The organism is Salinivibrio sp. EAGSL, assembly GCF_013366455.1.
GTDB lineage: Bacteria > Pseudomonadota > Gammaproteobacteria > Enterobacterales > Vibrionaceae > Salinivibrio > Salinivibrio costicola.
Window position 1 is genome coordinate 42694 of record NZ_JABWMG010000022.1, and the last position, 14889, is coordinate 57582.

Here is a 14889-nt window from a genome sequence, read left to right on the forward strand (position 1 = left end):
TTTTGTAACAAGAGAACTAAGAGATTGATCATTCCTTGTTTTTTACTGACGGCATAAGTGCATGTTCATTGAGGTGAGCGAGAAATGCCTCAGGAGGTAAAAAGCCGGTTATACGCGCCGCTTGATCTCGTTCCCCCGTGGGAAGCCAAAAATCGAGAGTCGGTAAGCCTGCCACCGCTTGGCTACGCATCAAGGCAAAATCTTCCGGACGGTTTTCACTCAGGTTTACTTTAATTCGGCGCATAGTACTAAGTGACTTAGCCACTGCCGGATCAGTGAATGTCTTTTGCGCAAACTGTTTGCATGGAATGCACCAGTCGGCGTAATAGTCGACAAAGGCGACTTGTTGATTGGTAGCGGCTTTGGCAAGTTCAGCCTCAAGCGCGGCTTGGCTATTAACGGTCACAAAGGTTGGCGCCGTGACGGTATGCGATGTTGTCGCAGGGACGGTAGCTTGTTGCGAGCGAACAATATAAAGCGCACTGGCGCCTAATGCGGCAACCAACAATCCAGCAGTCAATGCGACACGGCGACGCTGTCTCATATGTTTTCCTTTTCACGCTAATAGGATGAGTATACACACATACCATGACTTGCTTAGAAAAAGGAAATGACGACATCAAGATGTTTGTCCGCAGAGACGCACTGCCCCATCAGTGGCAGTGCGTCGCCGACGCTTAGGCGCGTTTTTTCGCGCGCCCTTGTACGGCTTTAAAACGCGGATTCGTTTTGCAAATGACAAACATGCGTCCGCGGCGACGGATAACCTGGCAATCAGGGTGACGCTGGCGGGCGCTTTTCAGTGAGTTCAATACCTTCATGACGACGCCTTTTGACTGCGACCAATTTGGCCAAACTTGCGCGCAAAGTTGGCGGCGCGCCCCTCTTTATTGGCAGCGCGTTGTTTACCTGTGTACACCGGATGTGAAGCGCTCGAGATATCCAACGGGTAGTAAGGATAGGTTTTGCCATCTTGCCACTCAATGGTGCGTGATGTTTGCAAGGTTGATCCGATTATAAAATAGGCGTCAACGCTGGTGTCATGAAAAACGACAGGGCGGTACTCGGGATGGATATTAGCTTGCATAATGACTCCTCATTAATTGTTATGATATAACATAACAATTAAAAGCAGAAAAGAAAAGCTTGCCTAGTGTCTAGGTTAAAGATCTCAATTTCCGAACTTTTTGTTGTCAGTTCGCGAAAAGTGTTACTTTTTCTTACTTGAATCAACATACGCGTTACGGGGCCTGGTTAGACTTTGGCCATGGTGCTGGGCGCGTTTGCTCTCGTGTGTGAACGCGACGTAGTGGGAAAGTCTATCCAAAGTAGGAGAAAATTATGTTTTTGGTTGAGTTATTAGTGGTACTCAGCTGCATCTTAGTGGGTGCCCGTATCGGCGGCATCGGTTTAGGTGTGATGGGCGGGCTTGGACTCTTAGTGTTGAGCTTTGTGTTCGGGTTGCAACCGACGCATCCTCCGATTGATGTTTTATTAATGATCATGGCGGTAGTTGCCGCTGCCGCGACCATGCAAGCGGCAGGGGGCCTCGATTTTTTAATTAAAATTGCCAGTGGCATTCTGCGCAAAAATCCACGTCATATTACTTTTGTTGCACCTTTAGTGACGTATGTCTTTACCATGATGGCAGGGACGGGACACGTGGCGTACTCGGTGTTGCCAGTTATTGCCGAAGTGAGCCGCAAAAGCGGGATTCGTCCTGCCCGCCCACTCGGTATGGCGGTGATTGCCTCACAGTTTGCGATTGTGGCCAGCCCGATTGCCGCTGCTGTGGTTGCATGTGTCGCCTTTTTAGAACCGCAAGGCATCACACTGACAGATGTTCTATCAGTGACCATTCCTAGCACCTTTATCGGTTTGGCGCTGGCGTGTGTGATCGTGAATAAACTGGGCAAAGAGCTTAAAGACGATCCTGAATATCAACGTCGTCTGCAAGATCCCGCGTTTCGCCGGGAAATGGAAGCTGACCTCGCGGTTGAAGATATCGAAGTCACCCCTGAGGCGAAAAAATCGGTTGCATTGTTCTTATTCGGTGCGTTAGCCGTGGTCATCATGGGGGCTTTCCCTGCTTTGCGTCCGGCATTTGATGGTGAGCCAATGGGCATGGCCCACACCATTGAAATCGTCATGTTGTCGGTTGCTGCGTTAATTATTCTGACTTGTAAACCAGACGGTAATGCGATTAGCCAAGGCTCAGTATTCCATGCTGGGATGCGTGCCATCGTTGCTATCTTTGGTATTGCTTGGTTAGGGGATACCTTGGTTGCCGGCCATCTAGATATGGTCAAAGACGCGGTATCTGGCTTGGTTGAAGTGGCGCCCTGGACATTTGCTTTTGCCTTATTTGCCCTATCAGTGATGGTGAATAGTCAAGGTGCAACGACGGCGGTGCTTGTTCCAGTAGCGATTTCGCTTGGCTTACCTCCTTCGATGATCATTGCCACCTTTGTTGCGGTAAATGGTTATTTCTTCGTCCCGAATTATGGTCCGATTATCGCTTCAATTGATTTTGACCGCACCGGTACCACGCGGATTGGTAAGTATGTGTTCAACCATAGCTTTATGTTGCCAGGCTTACTGAGCATGGTCTTTAGTATTGCATGTGGTTTGTTGATTACCCAGGTGTTGTAGCGGCTGTTTCACCGGCATGAAAAAGGGCGCTATAAGCGCCCTTTGTTGTTTTATGGTTGTTGTGATTTTGACCGACTAAGCGTTAAAGCGTTTACCGCGGTATTTGGGGTGCATGAGGTTCTCAACGGAGAAAATCTCATCAAGCTCAGACTCTGTCATCAAACCACGCTCGAGTATCACCTCTTTAACACTTTTACCGGTTTCCGCACAAATCTTGCCGACAATATCGCCTTCGTGATGACCGATAAAGGGGTTGAGATAGGTGATAATCCCAATCGAGTTATGCACGTAGTGCTCGCACACTTCTTGGTTAACCGTAATCCCGCTTACACACTTCTCACCCAAGTTCCGGCAGCCATTCGCCAGGATGGAAATAGACTCAAACAGTGCCTGCCCAATTACGGGCTCCATCACGTTAAGCTGAAGTTGGCCGGCTTCGGCAGCAAAGGTGATGGTAGTGTCGTTCCCCATGACTCGATAACAAACCTGATTGACTACTTCAGGGATCACCGGGTTGACCTTGGCAGGCATGATGGATGAACCGGCTTGCATTTCAGGCAAGTTAATTTCATTCAGTCCTGCACGAGGGCCAGAAGAAAGTAGGCGTAAATCATTACAGATCTTCGATAGTTTCACCGCCAGGCGTTTTAGCGCGCCATGCACCATGACATAGGACCCACAGTCTGAGGTGGCTTCAATCAAATCTTCTGCCGGGATACAAGGTAAACCAGTAATCTCTGCGAGGCGTTTCACCGCCAGTTGCTGGTAACCTTCTGCAGCATTCAACTTCGTCCCGATCGCGGTGGCGCCTAAGTTCACTTCTAAAAGCAGGGCCGCCGTATATTTGATGTTTTTAATCTCTTCACGCAGCAGTACAGAGAAGGCTTTGAACTCTTGTCCCACTGTCATTGGCACCGCATCTTGCAGCTGGGTACGGCCCATTTTTATGACATGAGCGTACGTGTCTGCTTTGACATCGAATTCTTTTTGTAAGTAATCAATCGCATCCATCAGTTTGAGAATGCTGTTATATACCGCAATTCGAAATCCGGTTGGATACGCACAGTTAGTGGATTGGCTCTTGTTGACGTGATCGTTAGGGTTAATCACATCATAATCGCCTTTCTCGTGCCCCATCAGTTCAAGCGCAAGGTTGGCAATTACCTCGTTGGCGTTCATGTTTACCGAGGTGCCTGCGCCGCCTTGAAAGACATCCGAGGGGAACTGATCCATGCATTTGCCGGTTTCCAACATCTGGTCACAGGCTTTGATGATGTAATCACCGACGTCAGCAGGGATCACGCCAAGTTCTTGGTTGGCCATTGCGGCGGCCTTTTTGGTGTAAACCATGCCGCGTACGAAATCTGGGATATCAGAAATACGGATGCTTGAAATAGTGAAGTTCTCAATCGCGCGCAAGGTATGAATGCCATAATACGCATCTGCAGGCACCGCTCGTTGGCCGAGTAAGTCCTCTTCCAAGCGGGTGGCAGTGGTTTGCGTAGGGGTATCATTGGGGGTAATAATCGTCTGAGACATGCGTTGGCCTTAACATCAAGTTATTATAATGATTAAAACGTCGCCACAAATATTGCTGTAGAATCCATTCCTCAGAGATTTTGGCTGGATGTATCGTCTATTACATCGTTTCAACCCATATTACAGCACATGATGCGGTTGAAATGGCTGACTTCCGTCACAGCTGTAACATGATGACTAAACAAAATGCGCTTTCTTGCGCTGGGATTCAAGCAGTAAATACAGGATCCCGGTTCGGCTTTTGCCTTATTTTGATGTTAGGATGAAACGTCAATTTTTAGCGCGAGGTGAACCGTGTTTCCAGTCTTACTACTGCTATTTATTCTGGTCCCAGTGATCGAAATTGGCCTATTTATTCAGGTCGGCGGCTGGCTGGGCTTGTGGCCGACCTTGGCGTTGGTTCTGATCACGGCATTTGTCGGTGCGTCTTTGGTCCGTAATCAGGGGTTGATGACGCTGGCCTCGGTGCAGGACAGACTCAATCGCGGTGAGTTACCGGCGCAGCAAATCCTTGAAGGCGTGATGCTTGCGGTAGCAGGTGTCTTGCTGTTGACGCCAGGCTTTATGACCGATGCGATGGGGATGTTGGTGCTGCTACCAGCACCGCGTGCGGCGCTCGCCAAACAAGTGATGAAACGGGTCACTGTGTCTCAAGCGGGCTTTGGCCAAGGCGGCTTCCACCAAGGAGGTAATACGCAAGGCCCCTTTGGTGACGATCCTTTCCGTCGTGGCGGGCGCGATGACGATGGCAACACCTTTGAAGGTGAGTACGAGCGTAAAGACGATGACGACGATGACAATCATCGCCTAAGATAACGTTTACGTTGTAAAAAACATCGACAAAAATGGCCGCACACTGCGGCCATTTTTAGTTTTTTGCGGACCTTATGGGCCTATTGCACTATTGTCATTTATTCAGCGAGCTCAGGGCGTTGGCGATATTGGTCGAGTGATGCTGGGTTATCCAGTGCGCTTAACTGTGCCACGTCTTGGCCATGGACCACATCGCGCACCGCCAACTCAGCCAGTTTGCCTGACTTGGTGCGCGGAATATCGCTCACCTCGGCAATCACCGTGGGAACATGACGCGGTGTACACTGGGTGCGGATGGTTTTTTTGATGGCTTGCTTGATTGGCTCATCCAGTGTCACGCCGGCGGCGAGTTTGACGAATAGCACCACGCGGACATCATTTTGCCATTGCTGACCAATGACCACTGAATCGATGATCTCGCTAAGCTGATTTACATGGCGATAGATTTCCGCGGTACCAATTCGCACCCCGCCTGGGTTTAATACCGCATCAGACCGACCATAAAACACCATGCCACCTTGTGCGGTCAGGCGCACATAGTCACCATGGAACCAGATGTCATCAATCTTGTTCCAGTAGGCATTGTGATAGCGACTGCCATCGGTATCGTGCCAAAAGCCAACCGGCTGGTTGGGGAAGCTATTACAACACACCAGCTCACCTTTTTGCTCTTCAACCGCTTGGTCTTGGGCGTTAAACACTTGTACATCGAGCGCCAAGCCCCGCTTTTGGCTTTCACCGCGATAAACCGGTGATAGTGGGCTGCCAAGAACAAAACAGCCACAAATGTCGGTGCCACCCGCAATCGAGCTTAATTGCAGATCAGACTTTATTTTTTGATAGACATAATCAAACTGCTCGGGCGCAAGTACCGAGCCGGTCGAACATAGGACGCGTAGCGACGTCAGCGAGTAATCGTCTTTCGGCGCTACGCCTTGTTTTTCCAATGCCTCTAAGTATTTGGCTGCGGTGCCAAAAAGGGTGAGCCGGTGCTGCTCGGCCAGTCGCCAAAGTACCCCCGCATCGGGATAAAACGGCGAGCCATCATAGAGCACCAAGGTCGCGCCGCTTGCTAAAGCGCTGACTTGCCAATTCCACATCATCCAGCCGCAGGTGGTGAAATAGAAAAAGCGATCGCCGGGGCGCACATCCGAATGGAGCTGATGCTCTTTCAAATGATTGAGCAATATCCCCCCTACCGAATGAATAATGCACTTGGGCTTACCCGTGGTGCCGGAAGAGTAAAGCACAAAGAGTGGGGCATTGAACGCCATGCGGGTAAAGCGAAGCGGCGGCATGTCCTTGACTAATAAGTCCTGCCAGTTATCCACGCCAGCAGGTAAAGAAGGTCGCTCGCCATCAAAAGGGATCACCACTAGGCGTTCAATGGCCGGTACGTTACCCACCACCTGCTGTGCTTTATTCAGGCAGTCATAGGTTTTGCCGTTATAGTGGTAATGATCGGTGGTAAACAGCACTTTGGGCTCGGTTTGGCCAAAACGGTCTAACACACTGTCGACGCCAAAATCCGGTGAGGTTGAGGTCCAAATCGCGCCCAGTGCCGCGGTGGCAAGCATCGCAATCACGGTTTCAGGCAGGTTAGGTAAATAGCCAGCAACCACATCGCCCGGCTGAACGCCTTGCATATCTAGGTAGTGACGGATGGCCGCGACCTGATCGACGAGCTCACGCCAAGTGAGGGTTCGTGCTACCTCATGCTCACCGCTAAAAATCATCGCCGGTTGGTCGGCATATTGCTCTGCGTGCTTGAGCAGGTTTTCGGCATAGTTCAGACGTGCGGTGGGAAACCAGTGGCTATCTCGATTGGGGTGCTCGGGATCGATATCGCACACTCTCTCGCCCGGATCGCCGATCACGCCGGCAAATTGCCATAACTGTTGCCAAAAATCGCCGCTTTGACGTACTGACCATGCATAGAGATCGTCATAACCACTCAGCTGGGTGTCGTGAGTCTGATTCACGGCACGGATAAACGCGGCGAGTAACGTGTGGGTTTGACGTTCCTTATCCGGCGCCCACAACAATCCGTCTTTCATGTCCTCTCCTTAGCCCTTATCAGGGTGTGCCTGTATAAATGCATCCAGCGTTTGGCATTGTGATTCAATGCGTGTCAGGGTTGGGTAGGCCGTTAAATCAAACGCAAATCGGCGTGCATTAAACAGCTGCGCAACCAAACAAATATCGGCCAAATTGGGCGCTTCTCCGCCGATAAAGGGGCTGTCTAGTCCTTGTAGTTTGGCTTCCAAGCCATCGAACCCTTGGTTTAGCCAATGGTGATACCAAGTGATTTTGTCATCATCACTGTGGCCAAAGGGGCCGGTTAAGTATTGCAGAACCCGCAAGTTATTGAGTGGATGCACATCACAGGCAATATCGAGTGCCAGTGAGCGGCACTGGGCCTTTTGCACTGGATCATCGGGGAGTAGTTTGACCTGCGGATAGCGCTCATCGAGGTATTCGATAATGGCCAGTGATTGGCTCAAGGTGACATCGCCATCGACCAAGGTAGGCACTAAACCGGCGGGATTGAGTGAACGATAGGCGTCACTGTGCTGATGTTTATCCAGAAGGGACACGGTTTCTCGTTGGTAGGTAAGGCCTTTAAGGCCAAGGGCGATGCGGACGCGGTAGGCCGCGGTCGACTTACTGTAATCATAAAGCAGCATACAAGCTCCTAGACGGCGTCAACGTCAAGCGCGCCTAGAGGTACTAGGCGCGCATAAACGTTACTCTGCGATGTAACGGGTCACAGTTTGCTCAATGGCGCCGAAAATAGACGCATCTTGGCTGTCGCGCATATCGATGGTGACGCTATCGCCAAAGGTCATGAACGGGGTTTTTGCCTCGCCTTGGTCGATAATTTCCAGCATGCGCTTTTCGGCTAAGCAGCAAGAGCCTTTACTGCGATCGGTATTGGACACCGTGCCGGAGCCAATAATGGTCCCGGTACTGACATGACGGCTTTTCGCCACATGGGCGACCAATTCGGCAAAATCAAAGGTCATATCGACACCGGCGTCGGGCGAGCCAAACCATTCGCCGTTGAAGGTGACATGCATCGGCAAGTGGACTTTATGGTCGCGCCAGTGATCGCCAAGCTCATCGGGGGTAACCGCCACCGGCGAAAAAGCAGAGGCGGGCTTGGATTGGAAAAAACCGAACCCTTTGGCAAGCTCGCCGGGGATCAGGTTGCGCAGAGAGACATCGTTGACCAGCATCAGTAATTTAATGTGTTGGCCGGCTTTGTCAGCGCTTAGGTGCATGGGGACATCATCGGTGACGACGGCTAGCTCGGCTTCAAAGTCACAGCCCCACGCATCATCCACTAATTCAATCTCATCACGCGGACCAAGAAAGCCATCAGACATGCCTTGATACATCAAAGGATCGGTCCAAAAACTCTCAGGCATTTGTGCGCCGCGTGCTTTGCGCACCAGTTCAACGTGGTTAACGTAGGCGCTACCATCCGCCCACTGAAAGGCGCGGGGCAGCGGTGAATCGCAGACACTTGGGTCAAAGGCAAAAGACTCACTGACTTGGTTGTCGTTAAGCGCGTCATAGCGCTGAGTCAGTTTGGGCGCAAGGGTCGTCCAATTATCGAGTGCCGCTTGTAGTGTGGGCGCAATATCGTCGGCGTGGACGGCGCGAGTAAGGTCGCGAGAGACCAAAATCAATTTGCCATCACGTCCGTGTTTGAGTGAAGCCAGTTTCATTGCTTTCTCCTTCGCTATTCTGCGTCACTTGGCGTGCGCCAAGAGTAGACATAATCGGTCAGTTCGGTGGCTTTCGCCGCGTCGCCCATATCAAGTGGCATGCGGGTATCGATCATCACCGCCACTTCATCGGTCTCTTTTTTCTGATGCTTTTTGCCCGCGGCAAAGGCTTTTGGGTGAGGTCCATGTGGGAAGCCACAAGGGTGTAAGGTCACCATACCGGCATCAATGTTATCGCGGCTGAAAAAGTCACCTTGGTGATAGAAAAGCACTTCATCATAGTCATCGTTATTGTGGTAAAAAGGCACCTTCAGTGCGCCAGGATCCGACTCGATCGGGCGGGGGACAAAGGTACAAATCACAAAACCTTGCGCGACAAAGGTGGTGTGCGCGGATGGCGGCAAGTGATAACGATGGCTCATTAGTGGGCGGATATCTCGCCAGTTAAGCCGGAATACGGTGAGGTTGCCCTTCCAGCCTACGGCATCGAGTGGATTATAAGGATAAGTGACACGGTTGAGCTGTTGGCGCGATTTGATCATCACCTGCCAGCTTTCGCTATCGGATTGCTGGGCTTTAAAGCTATCGTCAATACGTGCATGTTCTAACACCGCGGGGTCAAACACCGCATGCTCGCCGACAATGCCTCGTTCGGCGCTCATGTAGGAGCCATGTGTCGCTTCAATCATCAGCAAAGTAGTGGCCTCATCCGGCACCAGTCGCCAGCTGGTGGCGCGAGGAATAATCAAGTAATCGCCTTTGCTGTAGCGCAAGTGGCCGTAATCGCAATACAGCGAGCCTTCGCCCTGATGGACGAATAAGCAATCGTCGCCATCGCTGTTGCGCACCAGATAAGACATGGCGGTATCGGTGCGCCATAAGCGAACCTGAACATTGGCATTGGATAACAGCACGGGGGCATCCATTGGCGACGTGCCTTGCGTTTCAACTCGGTTGGTGTCAAAAGCATGCGGTCGCAATGGGCCTTCCCACTCACTCCAGCCCGTCGGGGGATGGCGGTGATACATATGACTGGCCGGGCCAAAAAAGCCTTCCTTGCCACATTCGCGCTCGTAGGTTCCTTCGGGAAAGTCGCAGTGGGCTTGACGTGAGGCGTCCCCCTCACGAATGGGGAATGAAAACCACTTTCGCATATCTCGCTCCTTGTGCTGGGCGGCCGTGGTCACCGGTACGGCCAAATAGTTTCAAAAGAAACAATCTATCCGTTTATACTAGCGAGCAGATAAGATAAAAAGCAACGTACTGTTAACAAATATTTTACCTTATCTGTTCAGTATTTTTGCCGCCTAAAAACCGTAAGTGTAAACAAAGCACTACCTTTGCATCTTATCGACGCCTCTCGTAAAGTAAGGTATATGATTTCAATTGAAACTAACTGATATGACCGTTCCGCACCTAGCCCTTGACAGTTTTTTGCCCTACAAATTAGTTCACACCGCAGAGCTGGTTGCCGATAGTCTTGCGGCACGTTATGAAGCAGAGTTTGGATTGTCGCGTCCAGAATGGCGCGTGCTGGCCTCTTTGGGCGCACGGGATGGCGTGATGGCGAAAGATTTAGCCGCAGAAACGCGGTTGGATAAAGTGAGAGTGTCGCGCTTGCTTACCCGTTTAGAGCAGCATCAGTTGGTAGAGCGACGCGCGTGTCAAGGTGATCAGCGCGCCGCGTTAGTCCATTTGACCGACAAAGGCCGCACCCATTATCAGACCATTATTCCCAAGGTGTTGGAGTGGGAAAAAGCCATGCTTGAGGGACTCAGTGCGGCGCAGTATCAAGCCTTATATCAGGCATTAGATGCCTTGCAGCACCGAGTGTATCACTTGGATCAGACCGGCAGTGACGAAGCCAGTGTTTGACGGCGCAACACCACGGCATACAGGTACGCCATAATACCGGCCAGTAGATTGGCAACAGCGATTCCCGCAAACAGGCCATGGGTGCCGTTGACCATGCCGCCCAGCCACGCACAGGGCACTAAGAAAACAAACAAACGGACTAGGTTGCAGGCGAACGAATGCAGCGAACGCTTCATGGCATTCAGGCCGCCGACCAATAACATCAAGGTGCCTTGTAAGCCGTAACTGGCCGGGACCACCATCAAATAGTGGGCAATTTCTTGTTGAACCCGCACATCGTCACTGAACACATCCGCAATCAGATCGATAAAAGGCCACAGCGATAAGTACAAGGCAAATTGGAACAAGATGGCAAAGCGCATCGCACTGAACAGCGCCTGAAAGGCCCGCTGATGGTATTGGGCGCCAAAGTTTTGCGACATTAAGGGCGTAAGCGAAGACGTCATTGCCATCATCACTATCAATAAAATCGCTTCAATCCGTTGCGCGGCGCCATAGGCGGCAACGCTTTCGGTGCCTTGTGAGGCGAGCATCATCATTAATATGGCAGCTGCTGCGGGGTTGAGCGCATTGGTCATTCCAGCAGGCATGCCAATTTTAAGAATTTGACTCACATCGGTGCCGATCTGTTGCCATTGCGGCGCAATCAGTAGCTGCTCTCGTCGAGTGAGTACGATAAGTGCAGCGAGCATGGCTCCGGCCCAGCTCAAGGCACTGGCGATAGCGGCACCTTGCACGCCTAGTTCAGGGAAAGGGCCTAAACCAAAAATTAGCAAGGGGTCGAGAACGCCATTAATCAGCCCAGAGACCATCATGATTTTGGCTGGGGTTTTGGTATCACCTGTGGCACGAATGGCGGCATTACCTGCCATCGGTACCACCAATAAAGGAATCGTGAGGTACCATATCTGCATATATTCATGGATCAGTGGAAGTAAATCTTTACTGGCGCCTAATGCAGAAAAAACGGGAACAATGGTGGCAGCACCCAACCAGCCAACCAACATCACGAGCAACAAGGCCAATAATAATCCGTGGGTTGATACACGCGCCGCATCTTGGTGATCTCCTTGGCCGAGTAAACGTCCGACAAGTGCTGCAATACCGACTCCTAACCCGAGAGTGATGGAGTTCACCGCAAAGGTGATAGGAAAGGTAAAACTCACCGCTGCCAACGCCTCTGTCCCTAGTTGCGAGATAAAAAAGGTATCGACCACGTTGAACATGATGATCGCAAACAGGCCGAACACCATTGGAATCGTCATTTTGCGCAAGGTTTGATTAATTGGAGCAGAAAGCAACCCGTGTTTATCGTTCATAGTCTCTGATCGCTGAGTTGGGACGGCTTACCCTAGCGGATCCGCATAAGGTGAGAAAGTTACGTGTCTAAAAAAAACAAAAAAATTGCTGTAAAGCCCTTGGGAAAGAAAAAGTCCGTCCCCACATAGGGAGAGACATCAGGTACCGGACGCATGTACGGCCTGTGTGCATACTTACTTCATCAAACGGAACATCATTACTAATTCAGGAGACGACCGATGAACATTCGTCCACTACATGATCGCGTTATCGTTGAGCGCCAAGAAGCTGAGTCTAAATCAGCGGGCGGCATCGTGTTAACTGGTTCTGCTGCAGAAAAATCTACCCGCGGTAAAGTACTGGCGGTAGGTAAAGGCCGTATTCTTGAAAACGGCAGTGTGCAGCCGTTGGACGTTCAAGTGGGTGACACTGTTATCTTCTCTGAAGGCTTTGGTACCAAAACCGAAAAGATCGAGGGTCAAGAGGTTTTGATCTTGTCTGAAAGCGACATTATGGCAATCGTTGAGTAATTCATTTCACCTCCAATCAATAACGTAAGAAAGGAATAAAAACATGGCTGCTAAAGACGTTAAATTTAGTGACGACGCACGTGCGAAAATGCTCGAAGGTGTGAATGTTCTGGCGGATGCCGTTCGCGTCACACTGGGCCCTAAAGGCCGTAACGTAGTGCTCGACAAATCATTCGGTGCACCAACCATCACTAAAGATGGTGTTTCTGTTGCGCGTGAAATTGAGCTGGAAGACAAATTCCAGAACATGGGCGCGCAAATGGTGAAAGAAGTCGCTTCACAAGCCAATGATGCGGCGGGTGACGGCACGACCACAGCGACCGTATTGGCGCAGTCTATTATTAGCGAAGGCCTAAAAGCAGTTGCTGCGGGCATGAACCCAATGGATCTGAAACGTGGTATCGACAAAGCTGTCGTTGCCGCGGTGGAAGAGCTGAAAAATCTGTCTGCACCTTGCACCAGCAACAATGCTATTGAGCAAGTGGGAACTATCTCGGCAAACTCTGACCACACTGTTGGTAAGCTTATCGCACAAGCAATGGACAAAGTGGGCCGTGACGGTGTGATCACTGTTGAAGAAGGGCAGTCACTGCAAGACGAACTGAGCGTTGTGGAAGGCATGCAGTTCGACCGCGGTTACTTGTCTCCGTACTTCATTAACAACCAAGAAGCCGGTAATGTTGAACTGGATAACCCATTTATCCTACTGATCGACAAAAAAGTCTCTAACATTCGCGAACTACTGCCAACCCTTGAAGCGGTTTCTAAAGCGTCTCGTCCGCTGCTGATCATTGCAGAAGATCTTGAAGGTGAAGCGCTGGCCACCTTGGTGGTAAACAATATGCGCGGCATTGTCAAAGTGGCAGCAGTGAAAGCACCTGGTTTTGGTGATCGTCGTAAGGCGATGCTACAAGACATCGCGACCCTGACTGCAGGTACTGTCGTGTCTGAAGAGATCGGTATGGATCTTGAGAAAGTGACACTAGAAGACCTTGGCCAAGCCAAGCGTGTCACCATTACTAAAGACAACACCACAATTGTTGATGGTATTGGTGAAGAAGCGGCGATCGAAGGTCGTGTTGCTCAAATTCGTCAACAAATCGAAGACGCGACGTCTGACTACGACAAAGAAAAACTGCAAGAGCGCGTTGCCAAACTGGCTGGCGGTGTTGCGGTGATTAAAGTCGGTGCAGCGACCGAAGTTGAAATGAAAGAGAAGAAAGATCGCGTTGAAGACGCATTGCACGCAACCCGTGCTGCGGTTGAAGAAGGCGTGGTTGCCGGTGGTGGCGTTGCGCTTATTCGTGCTGCAAGCAAAGTCGGTGAGCTAAAAGGCGATAACGAAGAGCAAAATGTCGGTATCCGTGTGGCGCTACGTGCGATGGAATCACCACTGCGTCAAATCGCCACTAACGCAGGTGACGAAGATTCAGTGGTTGCGAACAACGTGAAAGCGGGTGAAAACCACTTTGGCTACAACGCATCAACTGGTGAATATGGTGACATGATTGAAATGGGTATCCTGGATCCAACCAAAGTGACGCGTAGTGCGCTTCAGTTTGCGGCATCCGTGGCTGGCCTGATGATCACCACCGAAGCCATGATTACTGATCTGCCACAAAAAGATGGCGGCGCTGATATGGGTGCTGCTGGAATGGGCGGTATGGGAGGAATGGGCGGCATGATGTAATCTGCCTCTCCTCCTTAAAGAAAAAACCCAGCTTCGGCTGGGTTTTTTCGTTCTCGGGCTGACGCTAATAACGCGACTCAGTGCGGAGACGCAGATGAAAAAATATTCATCACTGCTACACCCGAGACAATCAGTACCATGCCGATAATCGCCGCTGTATCGAGTTTTTGGTCAAAGACAAGCCAGCCAATTAAAGCAATCAATGTTACGCCAGCACCTGCCCAAATTGCATAAGCGATACCAACCGGTATAGCGCGTAGTGTCAGCGCGAGTAAATAGAAAGAAAAACTGTACCCCACTACGACTAACACCGAAGGGACGAGCTTTGAAAAGCCGTCGCTGTTTTTGAGTGACGCCGTTGCAATCACTTCTGCCACAATCGCAAACCCCAGAAAAAGCCAGTGCTTCATATCGATGACTCCCAAGTGAGAAACAGGCCGACTATGCTACCAGCCCCTTTTCATGATGTATGCCTCATTTTTTCTAGAGAAAGGTGAAAATTTCGACTATGTTAATAAATCCAAACAAAAGCAAGCCTTGCCTGAACGTTAAAATAGACAAAAAAAGCGACTTAGTATGTTTTTTGTGCGGGTGAGTTTTTTTTGCAAAAAGGGGTTGCGGTAAAAACTGAGATCTCTATACTGCGCTTCCTGTCGACGGGGCAACGAGACGCAAGTCACGAAATGCCGACCACGAATCGACACGCTCTTTAACAATTTGACCTATGCAATCTGTGTGGGCACTCGTTGAGAATAGA

Annotated in this window: 15 protein-coding genes; 5 read left to right on the forward strand and 10 right to left on the reverse strand. The window is 50.6% G+C overall.

What is annotated here, in order from left to right; genetic code table 11:
- Nucleotides 1-28: 28 nt before the first annotated feature.
- The 3 genes from HLG76_RS12940 to HLG76_RS12950 form a co-directional block, all read right to left on the reverse strand.
- A complete protein-coding gene (locus HLG76_RS12940; RefSeq protein WP_175993798.1) occupies nucleotides 29-544 on the reverse strand; it encodes a thioredoxin fold domain-containing protein in 516 nt (171 codons plus the stop codon).
- Between the two features lie 133 nt (nucleotides 545-677).
- A complete protein-coding gene (gene ykgO, locus HLG76_RS12945; RefSeq protein WP_077461903.1) occupies nucleotides 678-821 on the reverse strand; it encodes a type B 50S ribosomal protein L36 in 144 nt (47 codons plus the stop codon).
- On the reverse strand, nucleotides 818-1087 hold the full coding sequence (locus HLG76_RS12950; RefSeq protein WP_021024093.1) for a type B 50S ribosomal protein L31: 270 nt from the start codon (nucleotides 1085-1087) through the stop codon (nucleotides 818-820). Before HLG76_RS12950 ends, ykgO begins: the two co-directional genes overlap by 4 nt.
- Before the next feature lie 254 nt (nucleotides 1088-1341).
- Between HLG76_RS12950 and HLG76_RS12955 the strand changes: the two genes are divergently transcribed.
- Nucleotides 1342-2652 (forward strand): anaerobic C4-dicarboxylate transporter family protein, encoded by a 1311-nt coding sequence (locus HLG76_RS12955; protein ID WP_077577070.1) that lies wholly within the window; start codon nucleotides 1342-1344, stop codon nucleotides 2650-2652.
- Between the two features lie 75 nt (nucleotides 2653-2727).
- On the opposite strand, the gene aspA is transcribed toward HLG76_RS12955, so the two are convergent.
- On the reverse strand, nucleotides 2728-4191 hold the full coding sequence (gene aspA / locus HLG76_RS12960) for an aspartate ammonia-lyase (RefSeq protein ID WP_175993799.1): 1464 nt from the start codon (nucleotides 4189-4191) through the stop codon (nucleotides 2728-2730).
- Between the two features lie 294 nt (nucleotides 4192-4485).
- Between aspA and HLG76_RS12965 the strand changes: the two genes are divergently transcribed.
- Complete coding sequence (locus HLG76_RS12965; protein ID WP_021024090.1) at nucleotides 4486-5007, forward strand: FxsA family protein; 522 nt, start codon at nucleotides 4486-4488, stop codon at nucleotides 5005-5007.
- A 95-nt stretch (nucleotides 5008-5102) separates the two neighbouring features.
- Here HLG76_RS12965 and HLG76_RS12970 read toward each other — a convergent pair whose 3' ends face one another.
- Genes HLG76_RS12970 through HLG76_RS12985 form a run of 4 tightly spaced genes read right to left on the reverse strand, consistent with a single transcriptional unit; the run spans nucleotide 5103 to nucleotide 9892 of the window.
- Nucleotides 5103-7061 carry an acetoacetate--CoA ligase gene (locus HLG76_RS12970; protein WP_175993800.1) on the reverse strand — a complete coding sequence of 653 codons (1959 nt, stop codon included), beginning with the start codon at nucleotides 7059-7061 and terminating at the stop codon, nucleotides 5103-5105.
- Nucleotides 7062-7070: 9 nt separating this feature from the next.
- Complete coding sequence (gene maiA, locus HLG76_RS12975) at nucleotides 7071-7691, reverse strand: maleylacetoacetate isomerase (RefSeq protein ID WP_175993801.1); 621 nt, start codon at nucleotides 7689-7691, stop codon at nucleotides 7071-7073.
- Nucleotides 7692-7751: 60 nt separating this feature from the next.
- On the reverse strand, nucleotides 7752-8738 hold the full coding sequence (locus HLG76_RS12980) for a fumarylacetoacetate hydrolase family protein (protein ID WP_175993802.1): 987 nt from the start codon (nucleotides 8736-8738) through the stop codon (nucleotides 7752-7754).
- Nucleotides 8739-8752: 14 nt separating this feature from the next.
- Complete coding sequence (locus HLG76_RS12985) at nucleotides 8753-9892, reverse strand: homogentisate 1,2-dioxygenase (protein ID WP_074214047.1); 1140 nt, start codon at nucleotides 9890-9892, stop codon at nucleotides 8753-8755.
- A gap of 232 nt (nucleotides 9893-10124) precedes the next feature.
- Between HLG76_RS12985 and HLG76_RS12990 the strand changes: the two genes are divergently transcribed.
- The gene (locus HLG76_RS12990) at nucleotides 10125-10613 is read left to right on the forward strand and encodes a MarR family winged helix-turn-helix transcriptional regulator (protein ID WP_254877697.1); all 489 of its coding nucleotides are present in this window, start codon (nucleotides 10125-10127) and stop codon (nucleotides 10611-10613) included.
- On the opposite strand, the gene HLG76_RS12995 is transcribed toward HLG76_RS12990, so the two are convergent.
- On the reverse strand, nucleotides 10583-11932 hold the full coding sequence (locus HLG76_RS12995) for an MATE family efflux transporter (RefSeq protein ID WP_077577082.1): 1350 nt from the start codon (nucleotides 11930-11932) through the stop codon (nucleotides 10583-10585). The two genes, HLG76_RS12990 and HLG76_RS12995, sit on opposite strands and share 31 nt — an antisense overlap.
- Nucleotides 11933-12151: 219 nt before the next feature.
- Here HLG76_RS12995 and HLG76_RS13000 point away from each other — a divergent pair, with 219 nt between their 5' ends.
- The gene (locus HLG76_RS13000) at nucleotides 12152-12442 is read left to right on the forward strand and encodes a co-chaperone GroES (protein WP_021024083.1); all 291 of its coding nucleotides are present in this window, start codon (nucleotides 12152-12154) and stop codon (nucleotides 12440-12442) included.
- A 43-nt stretch (nucleotides 12443-12485) separates the two neighbouring features.
- Complete coding sequence (groL, locus tag HLG76_RS13005; protein WP_021024082.1) at nucleotides 12486-14132, forward strand: chaperonin GroEL; 1647 nt, start codon at nucleotides 12486-12488, stop codon at nucleotides 14130-14132.
- 77 nt (nucleotides 14133-14209) lie between these two features.
- On the opposite strand, the gene HLG76_RS13010 is transcribed toward groL, so the two are convergent.
- Nucleotides 14210-14542 (reverse strand): SMR family transporter, encoded by a 333-nt coding sequence (locus tag HLG76_RS13010; protein ID WP_077461911.1) that lies wholly within the window; start codon nucleotides 14540-14542, stop codon nucleotides 14210-14212.
- Between the last annotated feature and the right edge of the window lie 347 nt (nucleotides 14543-14889).

Excerpts from the sequence above, each read along its gene's own strand:
- HLG76_RS13010 (WP_077461911.1), bottom strand. The coding sequence starts at position 14,542 with ATGAAGCACTGGCTTTTTCTGGGGTTTGCGATTGTGGCAGAAGTGATT.
- HLG76_RS12980 (WP_175993802.1), bottom strand. The coding sequence starts at position 8,738 with ATGAAACTGGCTTCACTCAAACACGGACGTGATGGCAAATTGATTTTG.
- ykgO (WP_077461903.1), bottom strand. The coding sequence starts at position 821 with ATGAAGGTATTGAACTCACTGAAAAGCGCCCGCCAGCGTCACCCTGAT.
- HLG76_RS13000 (WP_021024083.1), top strand. The coding sequence starts at position 12,152 with ATGAACATTCGTCCACTACATGATCGCGTTATCGTTGAGCGCCAAGAA.
- HLG76_RS12985 (WP_074214047.1), bottom strand. The coding sequence starts at position 9,892 with ATGCGAAAGTGGTTTTCATTCCCCATTCGTGAGGGGGACGCCTCACGT.
- HLG76_RS12950 (WP_021024093.1), bottom strand. The coding sequence starts at position 1,087 with ATGCAAGCTAATATCCATCCCGAGTACCGCCCTGTCGTTTTTCATGAC.
- aspA (WP_175993799.1), bottom strand. The coding sequence starts at position 4,191 with ATGTCTCAGACGATTATTACCCCCAATGATACCCCTACGCAAACCACT.
- HLG76_RS12995 (WP_077577082.1), bottom strand. The coding sequence starts at position 11,932 with ATGAACGATAAACACGGGTTGCTTTCTGCTCCAATTAATCAAACCTTG.
- maiA (WP_175993801.1), bottom strand. The coding sequence starts at position 7,691 with ATGCTGCTTTATGATTACAGTAAGTCGACCGCGGCCTACCGCGTCCGC.
- HLG76_RS12955 (WP_077577070.1), top strand. The coding sequence starts at position 1,342 with ATGTTTTTGGTTGAGTTATTAGTGGTACTCAGCTGCATCTTAGTGGGT.
- groL (WP_021024082.1), top strand. The coding sequence starts at position 12,486 with ATGGCTGCTAAAGACGTTAAATTTAGTGACGACGCACGTGCGAAAATG.
- HLG76_RS12970 (WP_175993800.1), bottom strand. The coding sequence starts at position 7,061 with ATGAAAGACGGATTGTTGTGGGCGCCGGATAAGGAACGTCAAACCCAC.
- HLG76_RS12940 (WP_175993798.1), bottom strand. The coding sequence starts at position 544 with ATGAGACAGCGTCGCCGTGTCGCATTGACTGCTGGATTGTTGGTTGCC.